At 68.5% G+C, this 19344-nt stretch carries 16 protein-coding genes; 5 read left to right on the top strand and 11 right to left on the bottom strand.

Annotated features, from left to right (window positions below; genetic code table 11):
* Positions 1 to 41: 41 nt before the first annotated feature.
* Together ACFV4K_RS14810 and ACFV4K_RS14805 are read right to left on the bottom strand one after the other, a co-directional pair.
* Positions 42 to 1169 carry an acyl-CoA dehydrogenase family protein gene (locus tag ACFV4K_RS14810; protein WP_379275147.1) on the bottom strand — a complete coding sequence of 376 codons (1128 nt, stop codon included), beginning with the start codon at positions 1167 to 1169 and terminating at the stop codon, positions 42 to 44.
* Between the two features lie 9 nt (positions 1170 to 1178).
* Positions 1179 to 2348 (bottom strand): acyl-CoA dehydrogenase family protein, encoded by a 1170-nt coding sequence (locus ACFV4K_RS14805; protein WP_379275145.1) that lies wholly within the window; start codon positions 2346 to 2348, stop codon positions 1179 to 1181.
* Between the two features lie 209 nt (positions 2349 to 2557).
* Between ACFV4K_RS14805 and ACFV4K_RS14800 the strand changes: the two genes are divergently transcribed.
* Complete coding sequence (locus ACFV4K_RS14800) at positions 2558 to 3331, top strand: hypothetical protein (RefSeq protein WP_379275144.1); 774 nt, start codon at positions 2558 to 2560, stop codon at positions 3329 to 3331.
* A gap of 219 nt (positions 3332 to 3550) precedes the next feature.
* On the opposite strand, the gene ACFV4K_RS14795 is transcribed toward ACFV4K_RS14800, so the two are convergent.
* Both ACFV4K_RS14795 and ACFV4K_RS14790 read right to left on the bottom strand, forming a co-directional pair.
* Entirely contained in the window at positions 3551 to 4204 is a 654-nt protein-coding gene (locus ACFV4K_RS14795) for a Uma2 family endonuclease (protein ID WP_379275142.1), read from the bottom strand.
* 34 nt (positions 4205 to 4238) lie between these two features.
* Positions 4239 to 5399: a helix-turn-helix domain-containing protein gene (locus tag ACFV4K_RS14790; RefSeq protein ID WP_379275140.1), complete on the bottom strand. Its 1161-nt coding sequence runs from the start codon at positions 5397 to 5399 to the stop codon at positions 4239 to 4241.
* Between the two features lie 296 nt (positions 5400 to 5695).
* On the opposite strand from ACFV4K_RS14790, the gene ACFV4K_RS14785 reads away from it, so the two are divergent.
* Positions 5696 to 5911, top strand: coding sequence for a hypothetical protein (locus tag ACFV4K_RS14785; protein ID WP_379275138.1), 216 nt, complete (start codon positions 5696 to 5698; stop codon positions 5909 to 5911).
* Between the two features lie 663 nt (positions 5912 to 6574).
* On the opposite strand, the gene ACFV4K_RS14780 is transcribed toward ACFV4K_RS14785, so the two are convergent.
* The 4 genes from ACFV4K_RS14780 to ACFV4K_RS14765 form a co-directional block, all read right to left on the bottom strand.
* On the bottom strand, positions 6575 to 7012 hold the full coding sequence (locus ACFV4K_RS14780; protein ID WP_379275137.1) for an Imm1 family immunity protein: 438 nt from the start codon (positions 7010 to 7012) through the stop codon (positions 6575 to 6577).
* Positions 7013 to 7020: 8 nt separating this feature from the next.
* Positions 7021 to 7659, bottom strand: coding sequence for a DddA-like double-stranded DNA deaminase toxin (locus ACFV4K_RS14775; protein ID WP_379275135.1), 639 nt, complete (start codon positions 7657 to 7659; stop codon positions 7021 to 7023).
* A gap of 593 nt (positions 7660 to 8252) precedes the next feature.
* On the bottom strand, positions 8253 to 8498 hold the full coding sequence (locus ACFV4K_RS14770; RefSeq protein ID WP_379275150.1) for a group II intron maturase-specific domain-containing protein: 246 nt from the start codon (positions 8496 to 8498) through the stop codon (positions 8253 to 8255).
* Positions 8499 to 8751: 253 nt separating this feature from the next.
* Positions 8752 to 10551, bottom strand: a complete 1800-nt coding sequence (locus ACFV4K_RS14765; protein WP_379275133.1) for a DEAD/DEAH box helicase — start codon at positions 10549 to 10551, stop codon at positions 8752 to 8754.
* A gap of 272 nt (positions 10552 to 10823) precedes the next feature.
* Here ACFV4K_RS14765 and ACFV4K_RS14760 point away from each other — a divergent pair, with 272 nt between their 5' ends.
* The gene (locus ACFV4K_RS14760; RefSeq protein WP_379275149.1) at positions 10824 to 11627 is read left to right on the top strand and encodes a carbon-nitrogen hydrolase family protein; all 804 of its coding nucleotides are present in this window, start codon (positions 10824 to 10826) and stop codon (positions 11625 to 11627) included.
* A gap of 41 nt (positions 11628 to 11668) precedes the next feature.
* The gene (locus ACFV4K_RS14755; RefSeq protein WP_379275132.1) at positions 11669 to 12316 is read left to right on the top strand and encodes a phosphoribosyltransferase; all 648 of its coding nucleotides are present in this window, start codon (positions 11669 to 11671) and stop codon (positions 12314 to 12316) included.
* Positions 12317 to 12322: 6 nt separating this feature from the next.
* On the opposite strand, the gene ACFV4K_RS14750 is transcribed toward ACFV4K_RS14755, so the two are convergent.
* Positions 12323 to 13066, bottom strand: a complete 744-nt coding sequence (locus ACFV4K_RS14750; protein WP_379275130.1) for an alpha/beta hydrolase — start codon at positions 13064 to 13066, stop codon at positions 12323 to 12325.
* A 422-nt stretch (positions 13067 to 13488) separates the two neighbouring features.
* Here ACFV4K_RS14750 and ACFV4K_RS14745 point away from each other — a divergent pair, with 422 nt between their 5' ends.
* Positions 13489 to 17232 (top strand): AAA domain-containing protein, encoded by a 3744-nt coding sequence (locus ACFV4K_RS14745; RefSeq protein ID WP_379275128.1) that lies wholly within the window; start codon positions 13489 to 13491, stop codon positions 17230 to 17232.
* 53 nt (positions 17233 to 17285) lie between these two features.
* On the opposite strand, the gene ACFV4K_RS14740 is transcribed toward ACFV4K_RS14745, so the two are convergent.
* The gene (locus ACFV4K_RS14740; protein WP_379275127.1) at positions 17286 to 18461 is read right to left on the bottom strand and encodes an amino acid deaminase/aldolase; all 1176 of its coding nucleotides are present in this window, start codon (positions 18459 to 18461) and stop codon (positions 17286 to 17288) included.
* 70 nt (positions 18462 to 18531) lie between these two features.
* Positions 18532 to 19011, bottom strand: a complete 480-nt coding sequence (locus ACFV4K_RS14735; RefSeq protein WP_379275125.1) for a TetR family transcriptional regulator — start codon at positions 19009 to 19011, stop codon at positions 18532 to 18534.
* Positions 19012 to 19344: the final 333 nt, after the last annotated feature.

The raw sequence follows: 19344 nt of genomic DNA, 5'->3' as shown, positions 1-19344 counted from the left end.
CGCTCGAGGCTCGAGCGGGGCGGGTTCAGGGGGCTTGCGGGTCAGAACTCCACGAGGCTGTACTCGCCGACCCGATCGCTGAGCACCCGCAGATGCTCCAGGTCGCCGCCCAGGGTCCGGGCGATGGCGGTGAGCCGGGCGACATAGTGGCTCACCGGGTATTCGGTGGTGATGCCGATGCCGCCGTGCATCTGGATCGACTCCTGCCCGATGTGCCGGGCCGAGCGGCCGACCTGCAACCGCGCCCGCGACGCCGCGACCCGGTCCGCGGAGCCGTCGGCCACCGCCGCGGTCGCGTACAGGCTCATGGAGCGGGCCAGTTCCAGCGAGACGTACATGTTCGCGGCCCGCTGGGTCAGCGTCTGGAACTTGGACAACGTGACCCCGAACTGCTTGCGCGTCTTCAGGTAATCGGTGGTGAGCCGCATCGACTCCTCCATCGCGCCCAGCGATTCCGCGCACAGGCTCGCCTGCGCCGCCACCGTGACCGCGTCGATCACCGGCTGGGCGTCGCCGCCGTCGCCGAGGAGTTCGGCTGCCGCGGAGGCGAATTCGAGCTGCGCGCCCCGCCGCCCGTCGAAGGTGCGGAACGGGGTGCGGGTGACGCCCTCGGCGTCGGCGGCGAGCAGGAACAGCCCGACTCCACCGCCGGGCAGGGCGGCGCTGACCACCAGCTGATCGGCGCAGTCACCGTGCGGCACCGGGTTCTTGACGCCGGTGATCCGATACCCGTCCCCGTCCGGCGCCGCGGTGGTGGCCAGGTCGGCGGCGGGCCACCGGGAGCCGGGCTCGTCGTGGGCGAAGGCCAGCAGCGTCTCCCCGCCCGCGAGCGCGGGCAGCACACGCTGCCGCTGGTCGGCGGTGCCCGCGCGGGCGATCAGCCCGCCGGGGACCAGCACGGCGTCGAGGTAGGGTTCGGGCGCGTTGCGGCGGCCGATCTCCTCCATGACGACCATGGTCTCGACCGGGCCCGCGCCCACGCCGCCGTCCTCCTCGTCGAAAGGCAGTCCGAGGACGCCCAATTCGGCCAGCTGCCGCCACACGTCGCGGTTCCAGCCGAGTTCGGTGTCGATGACCTTCAGGCGCGTCTCCGGGTCGTAGGCGCGGCCCAGCAGGTCCCGGACCGTATCGCGCAGCATGACCTGTTCATCGGTGAGTTCGAAATCCATGGCGGCGGCTCACAATCCGAGGATGGTGGAGGCGATGATGGTGCGCTGCACCTCGCTGGAGCCTCCGTAGATGGTGGTCTTGCGGTAGTTGAGGTACCCGGGGCCGCTGCGCTGCGCCCAGCCCGGCGAGGCGATGTCGGCGGCGTTCACCGGCAGCGCGTCCGGACCGGCGATCTCCAGCAGCAGTTCGGTGGCGGCCTGCTGCAGCTCCGAACCGCGCAGCTTCAGCACCGAGGAGGCCGGATTCGGCTTGCCGTCACTGGAATTCGAGATCACCCGCATCAGGGTGAGCTCCAGCGCCAGCAGCTCGTTCTCGATCTCGGCCACCCGGGCCGCGAAGACCGGATCCTCGAGCAGCGTGCCGTTGCCCGAACGGATCTGCGCCGCATGCTCTTTCGCGACGCCCAGCTTGACCTTGGTGCGGCCCACGCCGGTGATGCCGGTGCGCTCGTTGCCGAGCAGGAACTTGGCGTAGGTCCAGCCCATGTTCTCCTCGCCGACCAGCTGGTCGGCCGGGACCCGGACGTTCTCGAAGAAGACCTCGTTGACCTCGTGGTGGCCGTCGATCAGCTTGATCGGGCGGATGGTGACGCCCGGGGTCTTCACGTCGAAGAGCAGCATCGAGATGCCCGCCTGCTTCTTGGCGTTCGGGTCGGTGCGGACCAGGCAGAAGATCCAGTCGGCGTACTGGGCCAGGGTGGTCCAGATCTTCTGGCCGTTGATGATGTAGGAGTCGCCGTCGCGGACCGCGGTGGTGCGCAGCGAGGCCAGGTCCGAACCCGCGTCCGGCTCGGAGAAGCCCTGGCACCACCAGATGTCGAGGTTGGCCGTCGGCGGCAGGAAGCGCTGCTTGAGCTCCTCGGAGCCGAACTGGGCGATGACCGGGCCGATCATCTGCGCGTTGAAGGTGAGCGGCTCCGGCACCGACGCCAGCTGCATCTCGTCTTCCCAGATGTGCAGCTGCATGGGCGAGAAGTCGCGGCCGCCCCATTGCACCGGCCACTTGGGCACGGCCAGGTGGTGCTCGTTGAGGATGCGGTGGGTGGTGACGATGTCATCGCGAGAGAGCTCGAGACCGTACTTGACGCGGTCACGGATCTCCGCCGGGATCTTGGTCCGGTAGAACTCGCGCAGTTCGTCCCGGAATGTCACCTCATCGGGTGAAAGGGCCAGCTTCATGTTTTCTCCCGAGCGTCGCAGGCATGTCGCCATCAAACCTACCCCCCGGTAACGATCGCTTTGTCACCCGGATCACACTCGGTCGGCGGCGCGGCGGCGCGGCTCACGCATCGAACTGGTACGTTGCCGGAGAATCCGATACCGCGCGATGTCGCGGCGTCGGGCTGTCCCAGTTCGGCGAGAATCACGACCACGCAGGAGCAGCCAGAGTGAACGGCAGCACGCTTTTCCGGCGCGCCGCGGCCATCGCCGCGCTCACCACCGCCGCGGCCCTGAGCACCACCACGGCCACTGCCGATCAGCCCCGCACCCCCGCCGAGACCGGCGTCGAACAGCTCACCCACGCCGTCGGCGACGACGCGGCGGGCAAGACCGCGGTCGCCGACATCGCGAAATCCGCCCAGCTGGTCGCCGCCGCGAAACTGGAAAACGTTCAGTTCACGCCGTTCTCGTACCTGGCCCCCACCCTCGGCTGTGGTTTCAACATGCCGTTCAGCCTGACCTCGGCCACCGCCGTCACCGGCTTCGCGGGCCCGGCCGCCACGGTGTCGCTGCCCGCCGGCAGCGTCAGCTTCCAGGTCATGGCCCAGCAGAACGGCTTCCCCCTCGCCTCCGGCCTGACCGTCGCCTGGCTGAACGTGAACAACGGCCGCAGCGGCATCGTCCCGCTCGACGAACACACCGAATACAACCTGCCCGCCCTGTCCAAGACCGTCGAGACCGGTCCGGGCATGGTCATCGCCTCACTCTGGGGCACGATCGACTACCCCTCCGCCCGCTGCGTGGTGCTCCCGACCGTCGGCCTGTCCACCATCCCGGACGCCCCGGCTCCCCAGGCCACACCCGCGAACCCGGCGACTCCGGACGCCTCCGCCTCGACACCCTCGGGCGTCCCGGCGACCCCGGCCGCACCGACCACCCCCGCCCAGACTCCGGGCACCGACAACACGGGTTCCGGGGCCCCCGCCGCCATCCCGGCGTAGGCCCGGCTCACTCCCCCGCAACCGACTCCCGGCCGCCTCGGCAGCCGACCCGCACCACCCCTGACACCCGGCGACCGGCAACACCGCTGCCTTGAAGACGCAACGCCCGCATCCCTTTCCGATGCGGGCGTCGGTCGTTGAAAGCGCTCGGTATCAGAAGCACGGCTCGCGCGGTGCTGATCCGGGCGCTCGCGACGCGGATGCCCGACTCTGCACGGCTCAGAATTCCAGCTCGGCCCACCGGATATCGATGGCGAAGGGAAAAGGGATCTCGATGCCTTCGCTGTCCGCCGGGGTCCATTCACCCGCCATCAGGTAGTTGGCGCGACGCAGCGGGTGAACGCCGACCGGCAGCCGACCTGGTTCGGTCTCGAGCACATAGGCCCGCACAGAGGCGATGGCGCTCGCCTCCCTCGCCAAGGTGACCTCCCAGTACCAGGGGATACCGCCGTCGGCGTAGCGAGCCTTCTTCGCCTCGATGTCGGTCTGGGTATTGGACGGGGAGAGCACTTCGCCGACCAAAGCCACATCACCGGCGCGAATGTCCTGGTAGGGGGTCGGGAGGCAGCGATACACGAGAAAATCGGGCGTCATGAAATCGGATTTCCCGGTCCGGCCGAAGAAGACGTTCGTCTCCAGGTCGGCCCGCCAGCACTGTTCGGGTTGTTCGATCGTCGCCTGGCGCGCGCACCGCTTCAGTGCGCTCGTCACGTTGAACATGAACGCTTGATGTTCGGCGGGGCCGCGGCGAACCCACACCACTCGTCCGTTCCACAGTTCGATGTTCGCGGCGACCTCATCGGGCAGGCGTTCGAGGTCCTCCCAGGTCAGGTATTCGGGCAGGTCGGGCCGCTGCGCGTGCGGGACGGACATGCGGTCATGGTAGTGGAACGCGGCCCACTCTCACCTACAGTGTCGCGCCCAGCCAATGCGCGAAGCCGAGCAAATTGTCAGACTGCCGCCGCTGAGCCGCCGCGATGCCGTGCAGCGTCTCGCGCACAGAAGGATGCAAGCGGGTCTGCTGTGGCGCCGCCGCGCGCGCCTTGTTGAGCGCGGCCAGCGCCCTGTCCGGCTTTCCGCTGAGCAACCAGGCGCGAGCGTTGTCGTGCCAGTGGTGGCCTATGCGGGTCGGCGGAGAATCCGCCGGGTAGGTGAGCCGCGCGCCCTCCACTGCCGCGCGGTTCGGATCGCCGGATTCCAATTCGATTGCATGAGCATGGATTTCGACATTCAACGGACCGAACGCCGTCAGGTACAGATCGGTCTCACCGGTGTGGGCCGCCATCTCCCGTGCGGCCCGGATATGGTCGGCCGCGCCGGGATGGTCGAGTTGGCGCGCTTGATTGATGGCCCCCGCCAGATGGGAGTATCCGGCGAGCACCAAACCGGCCCGGGTGTCGTCGGCGGCGTCGATGGCCGAATCGATAAGCTGCCCGGCCACTTCGGACTCGCCGTAGTGGGTGAGGACGCGAGCGCGGGCCAGCGCCGAGAACGCGCCGAGATTCGAATCGTCAGCCAGCGGTGAGTAGGCGTCTGCCAGATCCAGGGCCGGTAGCGCCAGCATGAGGTGTCCGGTGCGGCGGGCCGACCATTCGGCGAGCACGTAGGCCGATGTGAGCAGTGTGTAGGTGTGCGCCCGATCGTCACCGGACAGTTCGCGGATCGCCCCGTGCAGGCGACGGATGATGTCCGGCAACACCTCAATGGTCTGCCGCGTGCGGTCGCCGCGGTAGAGCTGCTGCGCTGCCTCGAGGTCCGCCTCGAGGCGGGACAGCGGGCCGGGTTCGACCGCGCGGGCATAGCGGCCCTCGGCGAGCAGCACCGACAGCGCATTCACCGCGTCCGACAATGGTTTTCCGTCGTCATAGGGCGCGCCGGTCAACTGCTCCGGGGTGACGCGCAGAGCGCGGGCGATCGCCGAGATGAATCCTGGCGAGGCCGGCTCTCGTTCCTGCTCCACAGCCTTGACCATGCTCAGGCTGTAGGCGGCGCGGGTCGCCAGCGCCCGTTGACTCAACCCGGCGATCTTGCGTTCCACGGCGATCCGATGCCCCACATGTCCGCCCATGATCCGAGCGTAGACCGGTGTCCGCGGGCTGTCTTCCTGTCCCTTCACTGTCCCTGAGCGGACTTGCGGGCGGCGAAGCTGAGTAGCGGCCGTATCACCGGGTGACGCCCCCTTCCCATTGGCTCCTCGGGGTGCAGTCCACCATTCACCGACGGGGCGAGGAGGGCGTCAAAATGACCAGGTCGAAGGCAGTCGGGTTTGTCCGAGGGGACATCTCCGGAGCTCGTCAGCGCTGGCACGAGATCCAAATACGATCTCTTGCAGCGAGATACGGCTATGACCTGTGCAAGATCCTGGTGTTCGGACCAGACACCGACCGGCCACTGCACCGGATACGAGTCACCTTGTCCCGCACCGGCGCGGAGGCCGTCTTCACGCCCAGCATCGAGCACTTCGACGGCGCCGAGGTTCCACCTGGACTCGTCCAGGTGGCCGACGTGGTAACTGTGGACGATGAGCGCACCTACGCCAGATGGTCCACCGGGCAGCTTCCCGAACTGAACGGCTCGTAGATCGCGCCCCGCCTGCCGTATCCGGCGCTCAGTCGGTGCGCGTCCAGGCGACCGAACGAGGGGCGGTCTCCGGGTGTCAGTGCGCCGCGAGGGCATCCGGATGAAAGGATGCCGTTTCATGTCTCGTGGAGAAATAAGGTATGCCCGACACTTCCTTTCGTGAACCACTTCCCCTTTGAATCGCACATGGTTACGGAGCCGCCAATTGCGTCATCAGCATTCAACTCCTCGATGCAAGGGATGATTTTTCGGTCAGGCATACTCCGGTCGAGAAACGTGCTATCCCTGAGATTCAACCCCCTTGACCTCACCGAATAGGACGTGATTCAAGGTTTTCACTGGAAGTGAATACCGTTCAGCTATACAATAGGCGAACTCTTCCAGCCAGTCTTGCCACTGAATGTTATTTGGTCTCTGAAATGAGATTGTCGAAGAACTCAACCAATGCACCCTTCGCTGCCGACAAACTAATTTCAGAATCCCCAGGGAAGTATATTTCGTTGCCGAAGTTTCGGTACGATAGCAGCCCTTCCTGCCACTCGCGCACGTTACTGAAGTATTCTTCGCCCGGGCCATCGAAAAGAATGGAGGCCGATTCCGGGAGCCCGAACGTGGTTGGTTCACGACAGCGATCGGCTGGATGATCTTGCCACGTCCCCGACACTACTCAGGTTCGGCGTCGAACCAATCCTGCCATTCCACGTTGCCTGGCTTCACTCCGCCGCCTTGATACAAGCGTGTTAACGCGATCTTAAGATCGGATAATCCAATTCCGGAATCAGGGGCAAAGAATCGCGGATTACCGAATTCGAAGTATACAAGCGGTTCGCGAGAGACTTGCCGCCCTTTGCTAAAGAAGGCCCCTTCGGCGCCCACGAAGTAGATACTTCCAACATCATTTCCGACGTCAACTCCGACGCCGATGTGAGCGATATGAGATCGATCCGTGTCGATAGCAAATATTGTCAGATAGTTACAATCGGTTCGCCCATTGGCTTTCATTTGATCGATGACCGCCGCAAGTTCCTCCCCTGATGCCGGAATGATTGGAGAGTCTCTATGCTCTGGCAGGTATGCAGTTTCGAAGAGGATGTCGCCCACGAATCTCCTTAGTTTTCAGGCGGCAATTTGGATCCACGGAATGATATGGACCCACCTGGCCATACGACATCGATCGTACCCTTTGGATCCACCAGGTACGGCAGAGTCTCCATGCAGCCACGACATGGGCCATTGGTGTTGTTGATGACAATGGTCACAAATTTATGACCACTTTCAAGTGCAGCAATCGCAGCTTTCGGCTCGACATCCGACGCAAAATTGGGTGTTGTTTTTCCAAACCTTTGCCAGAATGGCATATTCTGAATCAGTTCGACCGCCTTTTTCCAAGACCCTTCTTTTCCACTGATTATGAGACCACCCGACTCTTGATAAGGATAGGGAATCTTACGACCGTCCGCATCCAGCAAGTACCCATAGGTCTTTTTGCGCGTGCCCGAGCTTTGATATTCGGGCAAATCTTCCAGCGCCTCGCGGACACCAGGATTCTTGTCGCCGTGTTGAGCGGGCCCTTTGTGGTTAGTACTTCCGGTGCCGCGATCCCCTCCGCTGGCAGATAAGGAGCTGGCGGTGCGCCCAGAAGTGCCAGGGGAGCTGTCGGCTCGGATCTTGGGTGGAGGACCTAAGGGTCTCTCCGGATTTGCGCCACCACCGTTCGGCTCGCCCTCTGGACGGCCTGCGTGTGCCATGGCCCGTGTCGTGTTGCGTGGCGAGATCTCGGCCTGAATTTGTACTGGGTGAGTTCCTTGGCGCGCATGATGCGGTCGAACTTGCGGACGGCGTCTTCGGGGGAGGTGACGGTGATGTTGTGAACCCGGGGGGCGGGCCCGGGCGGGGCAGCCCGGTAGTTCGCGGTCATCCGGTCCCACGCCGCGGCTCGTTCGGCTACCCAGGGCGGCGGTTCGGGCGACCCGAACAGGGAGATCGACATGAGATCTCGCGCCTTTCGTATGGGCATGACAAAGGCCCAATCCCGAACCCGGGATTGGGCCTTCACGCGGAAGCTGAAGTTGTGGGTGGGGCGGCTACATTTCGGTGCGAGCCGAACGCCTCAGATCAGGACCGAGGCTTCGCCGCTTGATCTGAACCCGCGTTGTACCTGCGAAGGGTTTTCGGGGGGGGCGTGCCGCAGAGGTTCGAGAAGGGCGCGGTGTCGGCGAAGTTCGTGCCGGGGCAGCGGATCTCGGGTCAACACCGGATGAGAGTGGAACCTGGTGTTGGAGTGATGATTCCCGGAAGATTCGGGGTGAAGGCGCAACTGTAGCGCTGCACATAGCGCGACTTAAGCGACGAGGAAAGTCAACAGCCCAGTCTGAACTTCTTGAAAGTTGCTGGTAGAAGCCACCTTCGAAGCGATCCGCAGCAACGCATAGCTCCTGATCTTGTCGAAGCGCTGAGACGAGTTCCCGCATCGGAAGTGCCCGGCCCAACCCAGGAGGAAGCGGTTCACTTCCCACGATGCGCTCTGCCCGCAGCACGCCCAGTTCCGGCCGGTCATATCCCGTATCCGGTTGCGGGCATGCTGCATCGCGTTGTCTGCGGGCAAGGAAAGCAACACCTTCAACCGCAGGTCACCGGGCCGGGGAGGGCCTCACCAGTTCCCAGATGAAGCGCCAGTCTGCTACCGGGCCCCTGACAGCTCCACGGGCAAGCGACGACGAGCTTACGACCACAGACGACCTACATCACCCCCGATCCGCTGGTTGCTCGAAGAATCGAGGCTGAACGCAAACGCCCGGATCCCCAAGGGATCCGGGCGTTGATCGTTTCGAGCAGTCGGTTCAGAAGCGCGGCTTGCGGCGGTGCTGGTCGGGGCGCTTGCCCTCGCGGCGCGGGGCGCGGCTCATCGAGCGCCCGCCGGGCGGGCCGCCGTCCAGGGTGAGCTCGATGAGCTGACCGCTGATCCGGGTGCGGCTCAACGCGTTCAGCGTTTCGTTGGACAGGTCGGCGGGCAGCTCCACCAGCGAGTGGTCCGGGCGGATGCTGATGTGCCCGAAGTCGCTGCGGCGCAGGCCGCCCTCGTTGGCGATGGCGCCGACGATCGCGCCCGGCGCGACCTTGTGGCGCTTGCCGACCGAGATCCGGTAGGTGACCAGTTCCGCGCCGGTCTGACGGTGCCGGGACGGACCGCTGGGCTCCCGGCGTTCGCGGGGGCCGCGCTCGCGGTCGTCGAAGGTGCGGGGGGCACGCTCACGGCGCTCGCGCGGGGCGGGCTCCGGGTCGGGCTCCATGAAGAAGTTGTCACCGTCGTGGCCGCCGACCGCCAGCGCCGCCGCGATGTCCACCAGCGGGATGTTGTGCTCGCGCTCGTAGTCCTCGATGAGCTTGCGGAACAACGGCAGGTTGTCCGAGGCCAGGTTGTCGGTGATGGCGTCGTGGAACTTGGTGACGCGCTGCGCGTTGACGTCCTCGACGCTGGGCAGCTGCATCTCGGTGACCTGCTGGCGGGTGGCGCGCTCGATGGCGTCGAGCAGCCGGCGCTCGCGCGGGGCCACGAACAGCAGGGCGGTGCCGGTGCGGCCGGCGCGACCGGTACGGCCGATGCGGTGCACGTAGGACTCGGTGTCGTGCGGGATGTCGTAGTTGACGACGTGCGAGATGCGTTCCACGTCCAGGCCGCGGGCGGCGACGTCGGTGGCGACCAGGATGTCGAGCACGCCCGACTTGAGCTGGCCGATGGTCCGCTCACGCTGCGCCTGCGCGATGTCACCGTTGATGGCCGCGGCGGAATACCCACGCGCGCGCAACTTCTCGGCCAGCTCCTCGGTGGCCTGCTTGGTGCGCACGAACATGATGATGGCCTCGAAAGGCTCCACCTCGAGGATGCGGGTCAGCGCGTCCAGCTTGCGCTGATGCGACACCTGCACCCAGCGCTGGGTGATGTTGGTGTTGGTGGAGGTCTTGGTCTTGACCGTGATCTCGACCGGATCCTTCAGGTACTGCTTGGAGATCTTGCGGATCACCGTCGGCATGGTGGCCGAGAACAGGGCGACCTGCTTCTCCTCGGGCGTGTCCCGCAGAATGCGCTCGACGTCCTCCTGGAAGCCCATCTTGAGCATCTCGTCGGCCTCGTCGAGCACCAGGTACTGCAGCTCCGACAGGTCGAGCGTGCCGCGCTCGAGGTGATCGATGACGCGACCCGGGGTGCCGACCACCACCTGGGCGCCGCGCCGCAGCCCCGACAGCTGCACCGCGTAGTTCTGACCACCGTAGATCGGCAGCACATGCGTTCCGGGCATATGGGTGGCGTACCGGCCGAACGCCTCCGCTACCTGGATCGCCAGCTCACGAGTCGGGGCCAGCACCAGCGCCTTCGGCGCCTTGCCCGCCCCGTGCATGCCCTGCAGCACCGGGATGGCGAACGCCGCCGTCTTACCGGTACCGGTCTGGGCGAGACCCACCACGTCATGGCCGTCCAGCAGCGGCGGAATCGTCGCCGCCTGGATGGGCGACGGCGATTCGTAGCCGACATCGGCGATGGCCCGCAGAATGCGGTCATCGAGCCCGAGATCGGCGAAGGACGGGCCGGAAACGTCCCTCTCGTCGTCAGTGGGAACGCTGTCGGCCGGTGAGGTGCTCATTGCCATGGATTTTACTGCCTGCTAGCTGCGGGCCTGACCATCGGGTGAATACCCTGGGGGTCGTGCAACCGGACAACCCGCCCGCGCCCGTCCTCCCGACGCCCTCGAGTCCGGTTTCCGGACTCGGAAATACCGAAGCCGCTCCCGTCCACAACTACGTCGCCGGGACCCTGGCCTCGCCCGATGCGGCCAGCTCGGGAGCCGTGGCGACGGCCGACCCCGAGCCCGGCGCCGCGGCCCGGCAGCAGGCCGGCACCGCGCCCGCGGGGTCGGTGGACGTGGCGGTGGTGCAGTTCGATCCGCACACCGACACCGTGGCCAATCTCACCGCCCTGCGCGCCGAGGTCAAAGCGGCCAGCGAACTCGGAGCGACGGTGGTGGTGGCCCCTGAGTACGCGATGTTCGCCACCAAGCGCCTCGACGAGCGGGTGCTGGCCGCCGCGGAGCCGCTCACCGGAGATTTCGTCACCGGATTGCGTGGCGTGGCAGCCGAATTCGGCGTGCACGTGGTCGCCGGCGTGGTCGAGGCCGGGGGCCCGGACCAGCCCGCCGGGCACATCTACAACACGCTCGTCGCCGCCTCCCCCGACGCCGAGTTCGCCGCGGTGTACCGAAAAGTTCATCTGTACGACGCTTTCGGCTCCCGCGAATCCGACCTGCTCATCCCCGGCCCGCTCGACCAGTCCCAGACCTTCACCGTCGACGGCGTCGTGTTCGGCATGCAGACCTGCTTCGATCTGCGCTTTCCCGAGGGCATTCGCCGCCTGGCCGCCGCCGGCGCGCACACCCTGCTGCTGCCCGCGCAGTGGATTCCCGGCCCCGGCAAGGTCGATCAGTGGACCACCCTGCTGCGGGCCCGGGCCATCGAGAACACCATGTACGTGGCCGCCGCCGACCAGGCCGCGCCGCGCGGCTCCGGCGCCTCCATGATCATCGCCCCCACCGGCGCGGTACTGGCCGAACTCGGCGACCAACCGGGCATCGCCACCGCCCGCGTCGACCTGGCGCACCTGGGCGAGGTCCGGTCCACCAACCCCAGCCTGGCGCTGCGCCGGTACACCATCCGCGGCGAATGAGCCCCGGTCAGCCGAGGCTCACGCAACTAGACTGAATACCGATGATCTATCCGGATCGCGGGGCCGCCGGGCGCGCGCTGGGTGAGGTGCTCGGGCACCTGCGCGCGGCGGATCCGCTGGTGCTGGGACTGCCTCGCGGCGGGGTTCCGGTGGCGGCGGCGGTGCACGAGGCGATCGGCGGGGACCTGGATGTGCTGCTGGTCCGCAAGCTCGGGGTGCCGTGGCAGCCGGAACTGGCCATGGGGGCCATCGGCGAGGACCGGGTGCGGGTCCTCAATCACGACATCATGCGGCACACGGGCGTGTCCCCGGAGCAGGTGATCGACATCGAGCACGTCGAACGCGCCGAGCTGGAACGGCGGCGCCGGGTGCTGCGCGAGGGGCCGCCGATCGACATGACCGACCGGACCGTGGTGATCGTCGACGACGGCATGGCCACCGGCGCGACCGTGGCCGCCGGATGCGAGATCGCACGCAAACACAAGCCCCGGCGGGTGGTCGTGGCCGTGCCGGTGTCCTCGGCCGAAGCGCTGCAGCGGATCCGGGCCATCGCCGATGAGGTGGTGTGCCCGATGGTGCCGCGCAATCTCGGCGGCGTGGGCGGCGCGTATCGCGACTTCCACCAGCTCACCGACGCGGAGGTGGTGCGGCTGCTGCGGCCCGCCGCCACCCGCGACCCGGAACGGTGACCGCCGTCAGACCAGCGAGCGGGCGTGCACGAAATCGACCACCTCGGCGGTGACCGCCGCGTGCGCGCGCTCGTGCAGCAGATCGTGGCCGGTGTCCGGGTAGGTGAGGAAGCGCGCCCCGACCTGCTCGGACCAGGCCCGGACCGGATCGATCGGCGCGCGCCGATCGTCCGCGCCGTGCACGATCAGCACCGGCAGGCCCTCGGGCAGCCGGGGGCCCGGCCAATCCGATTCGCTGGCCGTGGCCGCCGCGGCCCGGGAGCGGGCCTCGGCCGAACTCCCGCCGGAAACGGCTTGGGCCCGGCCACGATTCGCCACCGCGCTGCCGCGGGCGGACTTCGGCGACCGGCCCTCCAGCACCGCCTGCGGCGTACCGGACAGCACCAGACCGGAGAAGTCCCGGGGTTCGGCGTCCCGCAACACCGCCAGCGCGGTGGCCGCGCCCAGCGAGTGACCCATCAGGAAGGGCGTGGAGTCGGAGTGCTCGTGCACCTGATCCAGGAACACCCGCGCGTCGGCGGCCAGTTCGTGAATATTGCCGGGCCGCTCCGGGTCTCCTTCGCTGAGACCGTGGCCCGAGGTGTCCAGGGCCCAGAGTTCGATTCCGTGGGCGGCGAGCGCCCGGGCAAACCGATGGTAGTGCGCGCTGTGCTGGCCGATCCCGGGCAGCAGAGCCAGGACGGCCTGCGCACGGTCGAGCCGCCATCGTCGGTAGTGAAGACGGCCGCGAGCGCCCGCGAGGTAGAGCATCGGCAGATTGTGACAGACCGGACGCGGCTATGGGGGCGCTCCGAACAGGCAACTGGTCAGTAATTAACGCAGGGACCGAACGGTCGGCCCGGTTTCCCGGCCCGAGGCCGGTCCCGGCGGCCGGACCGGACGGGCGACCCGGTCCCGCCCGCCGGGCGACACGCCGAAATGGCGGGGTGATTTCTGGCGTCCGACCGGGCGTTGAGCCGACTCCGGCCACCGCACCGCGCACGAGTCGCGTTGTCTCCCAACACCGCCCGCAAACGCGCGCTGACGTGGGCGGCTGCCGACCGGGACGCCCCGGCGCGCGGGCCCCACCTGGCGGCACATCACACCGCCCGCAGTCATTACGCTATGGCCGACTCGGCACGTGACGATCCCGGCCGGGCGGGCGGAGCAATGGCACAGGAGGGCCGCGGTTGATGCTGTTCGGTGATCGTGTCGTGTGCAGCACCGGAGACCTGGTGGCGGCGGCGCGTTGTGAGTTCGCGCTGCTGCGCGCGCTCGACGCCGAACTGGGACTGGTGACCCCGGCCGAGTACCCGTCGCGCGGCACGCTCACCCCCGGCCCGGACGCGGCCGTCGAACACCGCCTCGCCGACCTCCGCGACCGCCACGGCGACGCCGTCACCCGCATCCGCCTATCGCCGGCCGCCGCGGCCACCCTCGGCGTGGCCGCCCTCACGCCTCCGGACGCCGACCCGCTCGCGGGCCTACCCGACGACCATCCCTGCGCGCTACGCCGCGACACCGCGGCCACGACGCCCGAGCACACGCAGGACGAGGCGCTGGCCGGGCTGCGGGTCGCGCACGAGCAGACCGCCGCGGCACTGCGCGGCGAGGCCGAAGCGGTCGCCGGGGCCGTCCTGTTCGACGGCGACCTCGCGGCGCGCTGCGAATTCCTCGTCCGCGACCACGCACCCGAGGGCCACGACTACATCGTGACCGGCGTCGCCGGACGCCGCGGCGGCGTCGCCACCCTGCTCGGGCTGGCCGCGGCGTCGGAAGCCCTGCGGCACAACGGCTTCCGGGCCGCCTCGCACGCGCTGGTGTGGGAGAACGGGGTCCCGGTCACCCATCGGCTCGCGGACATGGCGGTGGTCTACCAGGCCCGGCGCGCGCGGCTGAACCTCATCGTGGAATCCAAGCTCGGCGAACTACTTCCCGTGCAGTGGGGCGATCGGCGCTTCCTGGCCTGCGGCCACTGCCCCACCTGCACCGCCGAACTCGAGGCCCGCCGGGACCTGCTGCTGGTCGCGGGCATGCGCCCGGCCACCCGCGCCCACCTGCGCGACGCCGGCATCACCACCGTGGACCGGCTCGCTGTCGCCGACTCCACGGTCACCGGCATCCCCGCCGCCACGCTCACCGCGCTGCGTCGCCAGGCCGAGGTCCAGATCCTGCGCGAACGCACCGGCCGCCCCGTGCACGGCCTCGTCGAGCCGGCCGCCCTCGCCGCGCTGGCCGCCCCCGCCCCGGGCGATCTGTTCGTCAGCGTCACCGCGCCGCCGGGACCCGACGGCACTGGCGGCCCCATGGTCAGCGCCCGCGGAACAGCCCGACCTCGGGCCGGGATATGCCGTACCGCAGGTGATTTGATCGTTCACGTGGGTTTCGCCGCGGCGATCGGCGACTCCGATCCCGCGAACGCCCGCTCCCACCGCGCCGACGGCCCCCGTGACACCCGGGCCGATACCGCTGAACACCCGTGCGAGCCGGAGCGCGCCGCCGCCGGGCTCGGCAACGCGGAAATCCCTCCGGTAGCACTGAGTTTCGGTCCCAGAACGCCCGGCGCGACGGCCCCCGGGACCGTCTGCGATCGCGTGGCCACCGCCGAACGCGGGCCGATGCCCGGCGTGAGCACCATCGACCTGGGCTTCGTGCCCGCGCCTGCGCTGCCGAAAACGGAGCGCACCTTCGTGATTCGAGCCGGCGAGCGGAACGGCGGGGTGTCGCGCACCCGGCGGCGGGACGACGCGGACGAGCTGCTGGAGTTCCTGATGGAGCGGCAGCGCGAATTCCCGGAGCTGCGGATCCACCACTACCGCGGCGATCTGCGCGAGGTGCTCGACACCGTCGGGGAACGCGACTCCGAGGCCGAGGACGCCGTGGCGGAGCTGCTGCCCGCGCTGGTCGACCTGTACCCGGTGGTGCGGGCCGCGCTGGTGGTCGGCGAGCGGTCCTACGACCTGCACCAGCTGCCGCCCAATCAAGAGGAGAGCGGGCACGGCGCCGAAGCGGTCCTGCGCCTGCGGGATTGGCTGCTGGAGCTGGCCGCCGAACACCGGGTGCGGCCGAGCCGCCGCTGGGCCTACGACTACGCCGAGACCGGACCCGACGACGTCGAGGCCGCGCTGCGGGAATTCGCCGAGAGCTCGGGCGCGCGACGCGGCCCGGCCCAGGAGGCGGCCGGACTGACCGCGGCCGCGCTGGGCTATCACCGGCGCGAACGCCGCCCGCTGCGCTGGGCCCACGACGACCGCCTCGACCACCCCGTGGACGAATGGGCCGACACCGCGGGCGTACTCGTCGCCGACTCCGGCTCGGTCGACACCGACTGGCACGGCACCGGACAGCGGCCCCTGCGCCGGTACCTGACCCTCACCGGCCGACTGGGCACCGGCAACGCGCCGCCGCCCGGCACCCCCGTGCTGACCCTCTACGACCACGCCGCGCCCGGTATGGCCGTCACCCCCGGGCTGCGCGCCACCGCGCACGCCACCGTGCTCGGCTGTTCGCTGGACGCGGGCTTCGAGGACGTGATGCGCGTCGTCGAGTTCCTGCACGAGGGCTGCGCGCCCTACGACGAGCTGCCCACCGCCATCGCGCCCTGCCCGCCCGGCCCCGACGCGCGTCTCGCGGAAGCCTTGGAGGACACCGCACATCAGCTGCTGGTGGCGCTCCCCCAGGTGCCCGAGACGGCCGTCTTCGACATCCTCGCCCGCCGCCCGCCCCGGCTGCGCACCCGCGCGACGCTGCCCGAGGTGTTCGGCGACCAGGCCGCCGCCGTCACCGCGGCCGTGCTGGACCTCGACAATTCCTATGCGGCCGTGCAGGGTCCGCCCGGCACCGGCAAGACCGTCACCACCGCGCGCGCCGTGGAACGCCTCGTCATCCGCCACAAGTGGCGGGTCGGGGTGGTGGCGCGCACGCACCGGGCGGTCGAGCATCTGCTCGACGCCGTCGTCGAGGTGGGCGTGCTCCCGGAGCTGGTGGCCAAGGCCGACAGCCGCGCGGTGGCCCCGGAATGGCTGCCCATCGAGGCGTCCCGCTATCCGCGCTTTCTCGACAATGCCGTGAACGGCTGTGTGGTGGGCGGACTCTCGGGCGACTTCACCGATCCCGAACGCATCGCGCGCGCCAGCCTGGACCTGCTGGTCATCGTGGACGCCGGGAAGTTCCCGCTGGCCGAGGCGGCCGCGGTGGCGGTGTGCGCGCGCAACCTGCTGCTGGTCGGCGACCCCGCGCCGGCCACCGCGCACGGCACCCATCCCGAGCCCATCGCCGAATCCGTGCTGGGCCGGCTGCTCGGCGCGCACCGCACCCTGCCCGCCGCCTACGGCTACTTCCTGGACCGCACCTGGCGCATGCATCCGCGCATGTGCGGGCCGGTGTCGCGGCTGCGCTACGACAATCGGCTGCGCTCGAACGAAACCGTCACCCTGGCACGCGAACTCGATGGCATCCCGCCCGGGGTGCGCACGGTCGCGGTGGAGCATCACGGCAACGGCACCGAATCCGCCGAGGAGGCGCGCGAGATCGTGCGCCAGGTGCGGACACTGCTCGGCCTGCCCTGGCACACCGGAGCGGTCACCCGCCGCCTGCACCCGCACGACATCCTGGTGGTGGCCCCGTATCACGCGCAGGTGGCGCGCATCCGAACCCTGTTGTCGCGGGCCAAGATCGAGGACGTGCTGGTCGGAACGCCCGACCACTTCCAGGGTCGCGAGGCGGCGGTGGTGCTGGTCTCCATGACCACCTCCGCGCCCGAGGACGCGCCGCACGGCATCGGCGCGCTGCTGTCGCGACACTGGCTGACCAGCGCCATCTCGCGGGCCATGTGGTCGGCGATCATCGTGCGCTCACCGCTACTGACCGAATTCCTCCCGGCCACCACCGCCGAACTGTCGGACCTGGCCGCGGTCCTGCAACTCGACCGGGTCTGACGGCGCGGCACCGAGTTCCCCCCGACAGCCGGAACTCGGCGCCGCACGTGCCATCAGCCGAAGTTGTGGCCTTCGCCGCGGTACGTCGGCACCGTGGTGCGGCCGCCGTCGGCGTCGACGAGGTGGACCTCGTTGAACCGCTCGCACAGCTCGCCCGCCTTGGCGTGCCGGAACCAGACGCGATCACCGATCCGCAGCCCGTCGGCGCCTGTCAGCGGGGTCTGCACCTCGCCCGCGCCCTCGGTGCCGATCAGCTTCAAGCCCAAGGGCCACACCGGTTTCGGCACCCGCGACGCACCGGTGGGACCGGAGGCGATGTAGCCGCCGGAGAACACGGTGGCGATCCCCGGCGCGGGACGGCGCAGCACGGGAGCCGCGAAGTACATGGACGGACGCGGAGCGAGATTGCGGTAGCCGTCGAACAGGGTCGGCAGGTACAGGCCCGAACCCGCGGTCACCTCGGTGACGCCCGGGTCGGTGATGGAGACCTCGATGGACCCGGTGCCGCCGCTGTTGACCAGCTCCAGTTCACCGGCCACCGACCGCACCGCGTCCAGCACCTGGCGGCGGCGCTTGCCGATCTCCGCGGCGGAGGCCCACTTCACCAGGCGCACAGCCGGATTGGTGTCGGGCAGCCCCGCGATCTGGGCCTCGTAGGTCATCACGCCGACGAGCCGGAAACCGCGGGAACGGGTTTCGGTCGCCAGCTTCGCGGCCTGATCGGGGGTGCGGATCGGGGAGCGGCGCACGCCCAGGTGCAGCGGCCCGATGCGCAGGGAGGCGTCGACATCCAGACACACACGGGGAGCGGTCTTCTCGCCGACGGCGGCGCGGATGAAGTCCAGCTGGTCGGTGTCGTCGACCATGAGGGTGATGGAGTCGAGCAGCAGCGGATCGGCGGCGAGTTCGGCCAGCGCGTGCCGGTCGACGGTGGGATAGCCGAGCAGCACGTCGCGCGCGCCCTCGCGGACCAGCCAGATCGCTTCGCGCAGTGAGTAACCCATGATCCCGGCGAAGCCGCCGGACGCGGTGAGCTTGTCGCCCAGCACTTCCTCGAGCACCGCGCGGCAGCGCACGGATTTACTGGCCACCCGGATCGGCACGCCGCGGGCGCGGCGCACCAGATCGGCGGCATTGGCGCGCAGGGCGGTGAGGTCGACCGCGGCCAGCGGTGGTTCCAGGTCGGCGGTGGCCGCGTGCAGCCCGCTGATCGGCGACGAATCGGTCACCAGATCATTCGACCACGAACCTGGTCACTCGTCCAGCACAAAGTTGGGGCGAATCCGACGGGGCGAATCCTCAGAGGTCGACGGCCTTGGTGGACAGGTACGAGACCAGGTCGTCCAGCACGACCAGCGAGATCTCGTCATTGCAGTCCGCCAGCCAGCGCAACACCATGCCCTGGATGACTGCCAGCAGGTAGGCGGCGATGGCGTCGACCGGTTCCAGCCACTGGGTGCCCGACCGGCGGGCGCACAGGTCCAAGAACTCGGTCACGTCGGCGTCCAGTTCCCGGAACATGGCGGTGGCGATCGGATCCGGCACGCAGCCGGTCTGGTTCTCCCAGCGCCGCCGCAGCACCGACAGGGTCGACTCGTAGGCCCGCAACTGCCGGTCGGGTGAGGATTTCAGGATCGGCCACAGCGTGCTGACCCCCGCGTGCAACAGAACTCGAAGCGCACGATTACCGCTGAAATCGAGCGACCCGGCCGCGGCCTCGATGGCCTCGGTCATAGCCGGACGAAGTCCGACCTGGGTGATTTCTCCACTTGCGCTCAACGACGACTCCCTTTGGCGAAAAGACTCGCGCACCTCGCCTGCGCGGCTCGCTCAACGGGTTGCAGATCAGCATCGATCACCGGCCTGTACCCCGGCGTACCCGTTCAACGGGTACCGATGTTACGTCGTTTACTGGCCTTGCGACCAGCTTTGATAGCCCAATACGTACCTCAGGATTGTTTTGTTACCTGATTGAAACGGGCCCGCGATCGATTGGGAATGATCAAATTGAACGATCGCCAGGTAAAGCCGCTGTTTGGACCAATCGGTATTTTATTGAGGTATGCGCGACACGCATAGCGGGTGTGCGCGACCCCACACCCGAGACCGCAT

This window comes from Nocardia sp. NPDC059764 (genome assembly GCF_042732555.1).
Classification (GTDB): domain Bacteria; phylum Actinomycetota; class Actinomycetes; order Mycobacteriales; family Mycobacteriaceae; genus Nocardia.
Note: the sequence above shows the minus strand (reverse complement) of the source record. Positions and strands in the feature narration are given on the sequence as shown.

Coding starts and splice junctions, on each gene's coding strand:
- ACFV4K_RS14810 (WP_379275147.1), bottom strand. CDS start 1,169: ATGGATTTCGAACTCACCGATGAACAGGTCATGCTGCGCGATACGGTC.
- ACFV4K_RS14805 (WP_379275145.1), bottom strand. CDS start 2,348: ATGAAGCTGGCCCTTTCACCCGATGAGGTGACATTCCGGGACGAACTG.
- ACFV4K_RS14795 (WP_379275142.1), bottom strand. CDS start 4,204: ATGTCCGTCCCGCACGCGCAGCGGCCCGACCTGCCCGAATACCTGACC.
- ACFV4K_RS14790 (WP_379275140.1), bottom strand. CDS start 5,399: ATGGGCGGACATGTGGGGCATCGGATCGCCGTGGAACGCAAGATCGCC.
- ACFV4K_RS14775 (WP_379275135.1), bottom strand. CDS start 7,659: ATGGCACACGCAGGCCGTCCAGAGGGCGAGCCGAACGGTGGTGGCGCA.
- ACFV4K_RS14770 (WP_379275150.1), bottom strand. CDS start 8,498: ATGCAGCATGCCCGCAACCGGATACGGGATATGACCGGCCGGAACTGG.
- ACFV4K_RS14765 (WP_379275133.1), bottom strand. CDS start 10,551: ATGAGCACCTCACCGGCCGACAGCGTTCCCACTGACGACGAGAGGGAC.
- ACFV4K_RS14755 (WP_379275132.1), top strand. CDS start 11,669: ATGATCTATCCGGATCGCGGGGCCGCCGGGCGCGCGCTGGGTGAGGTG.
- ACFV4K_RS14750 (WP_379275130.1), bottom strand. CDS start 13,066: ATGCTCTACCTCGCGGGCGCTCGCGGCCGTCTTCACTACCGACGATGG.
- ACFV4K_RS14745 (WP_379275128.1), top strand. CDS start 13,489: ATGCTGTTCGGTGATCGTGTCGTGTGCAGCACCGGAGACCTGGTGGCG.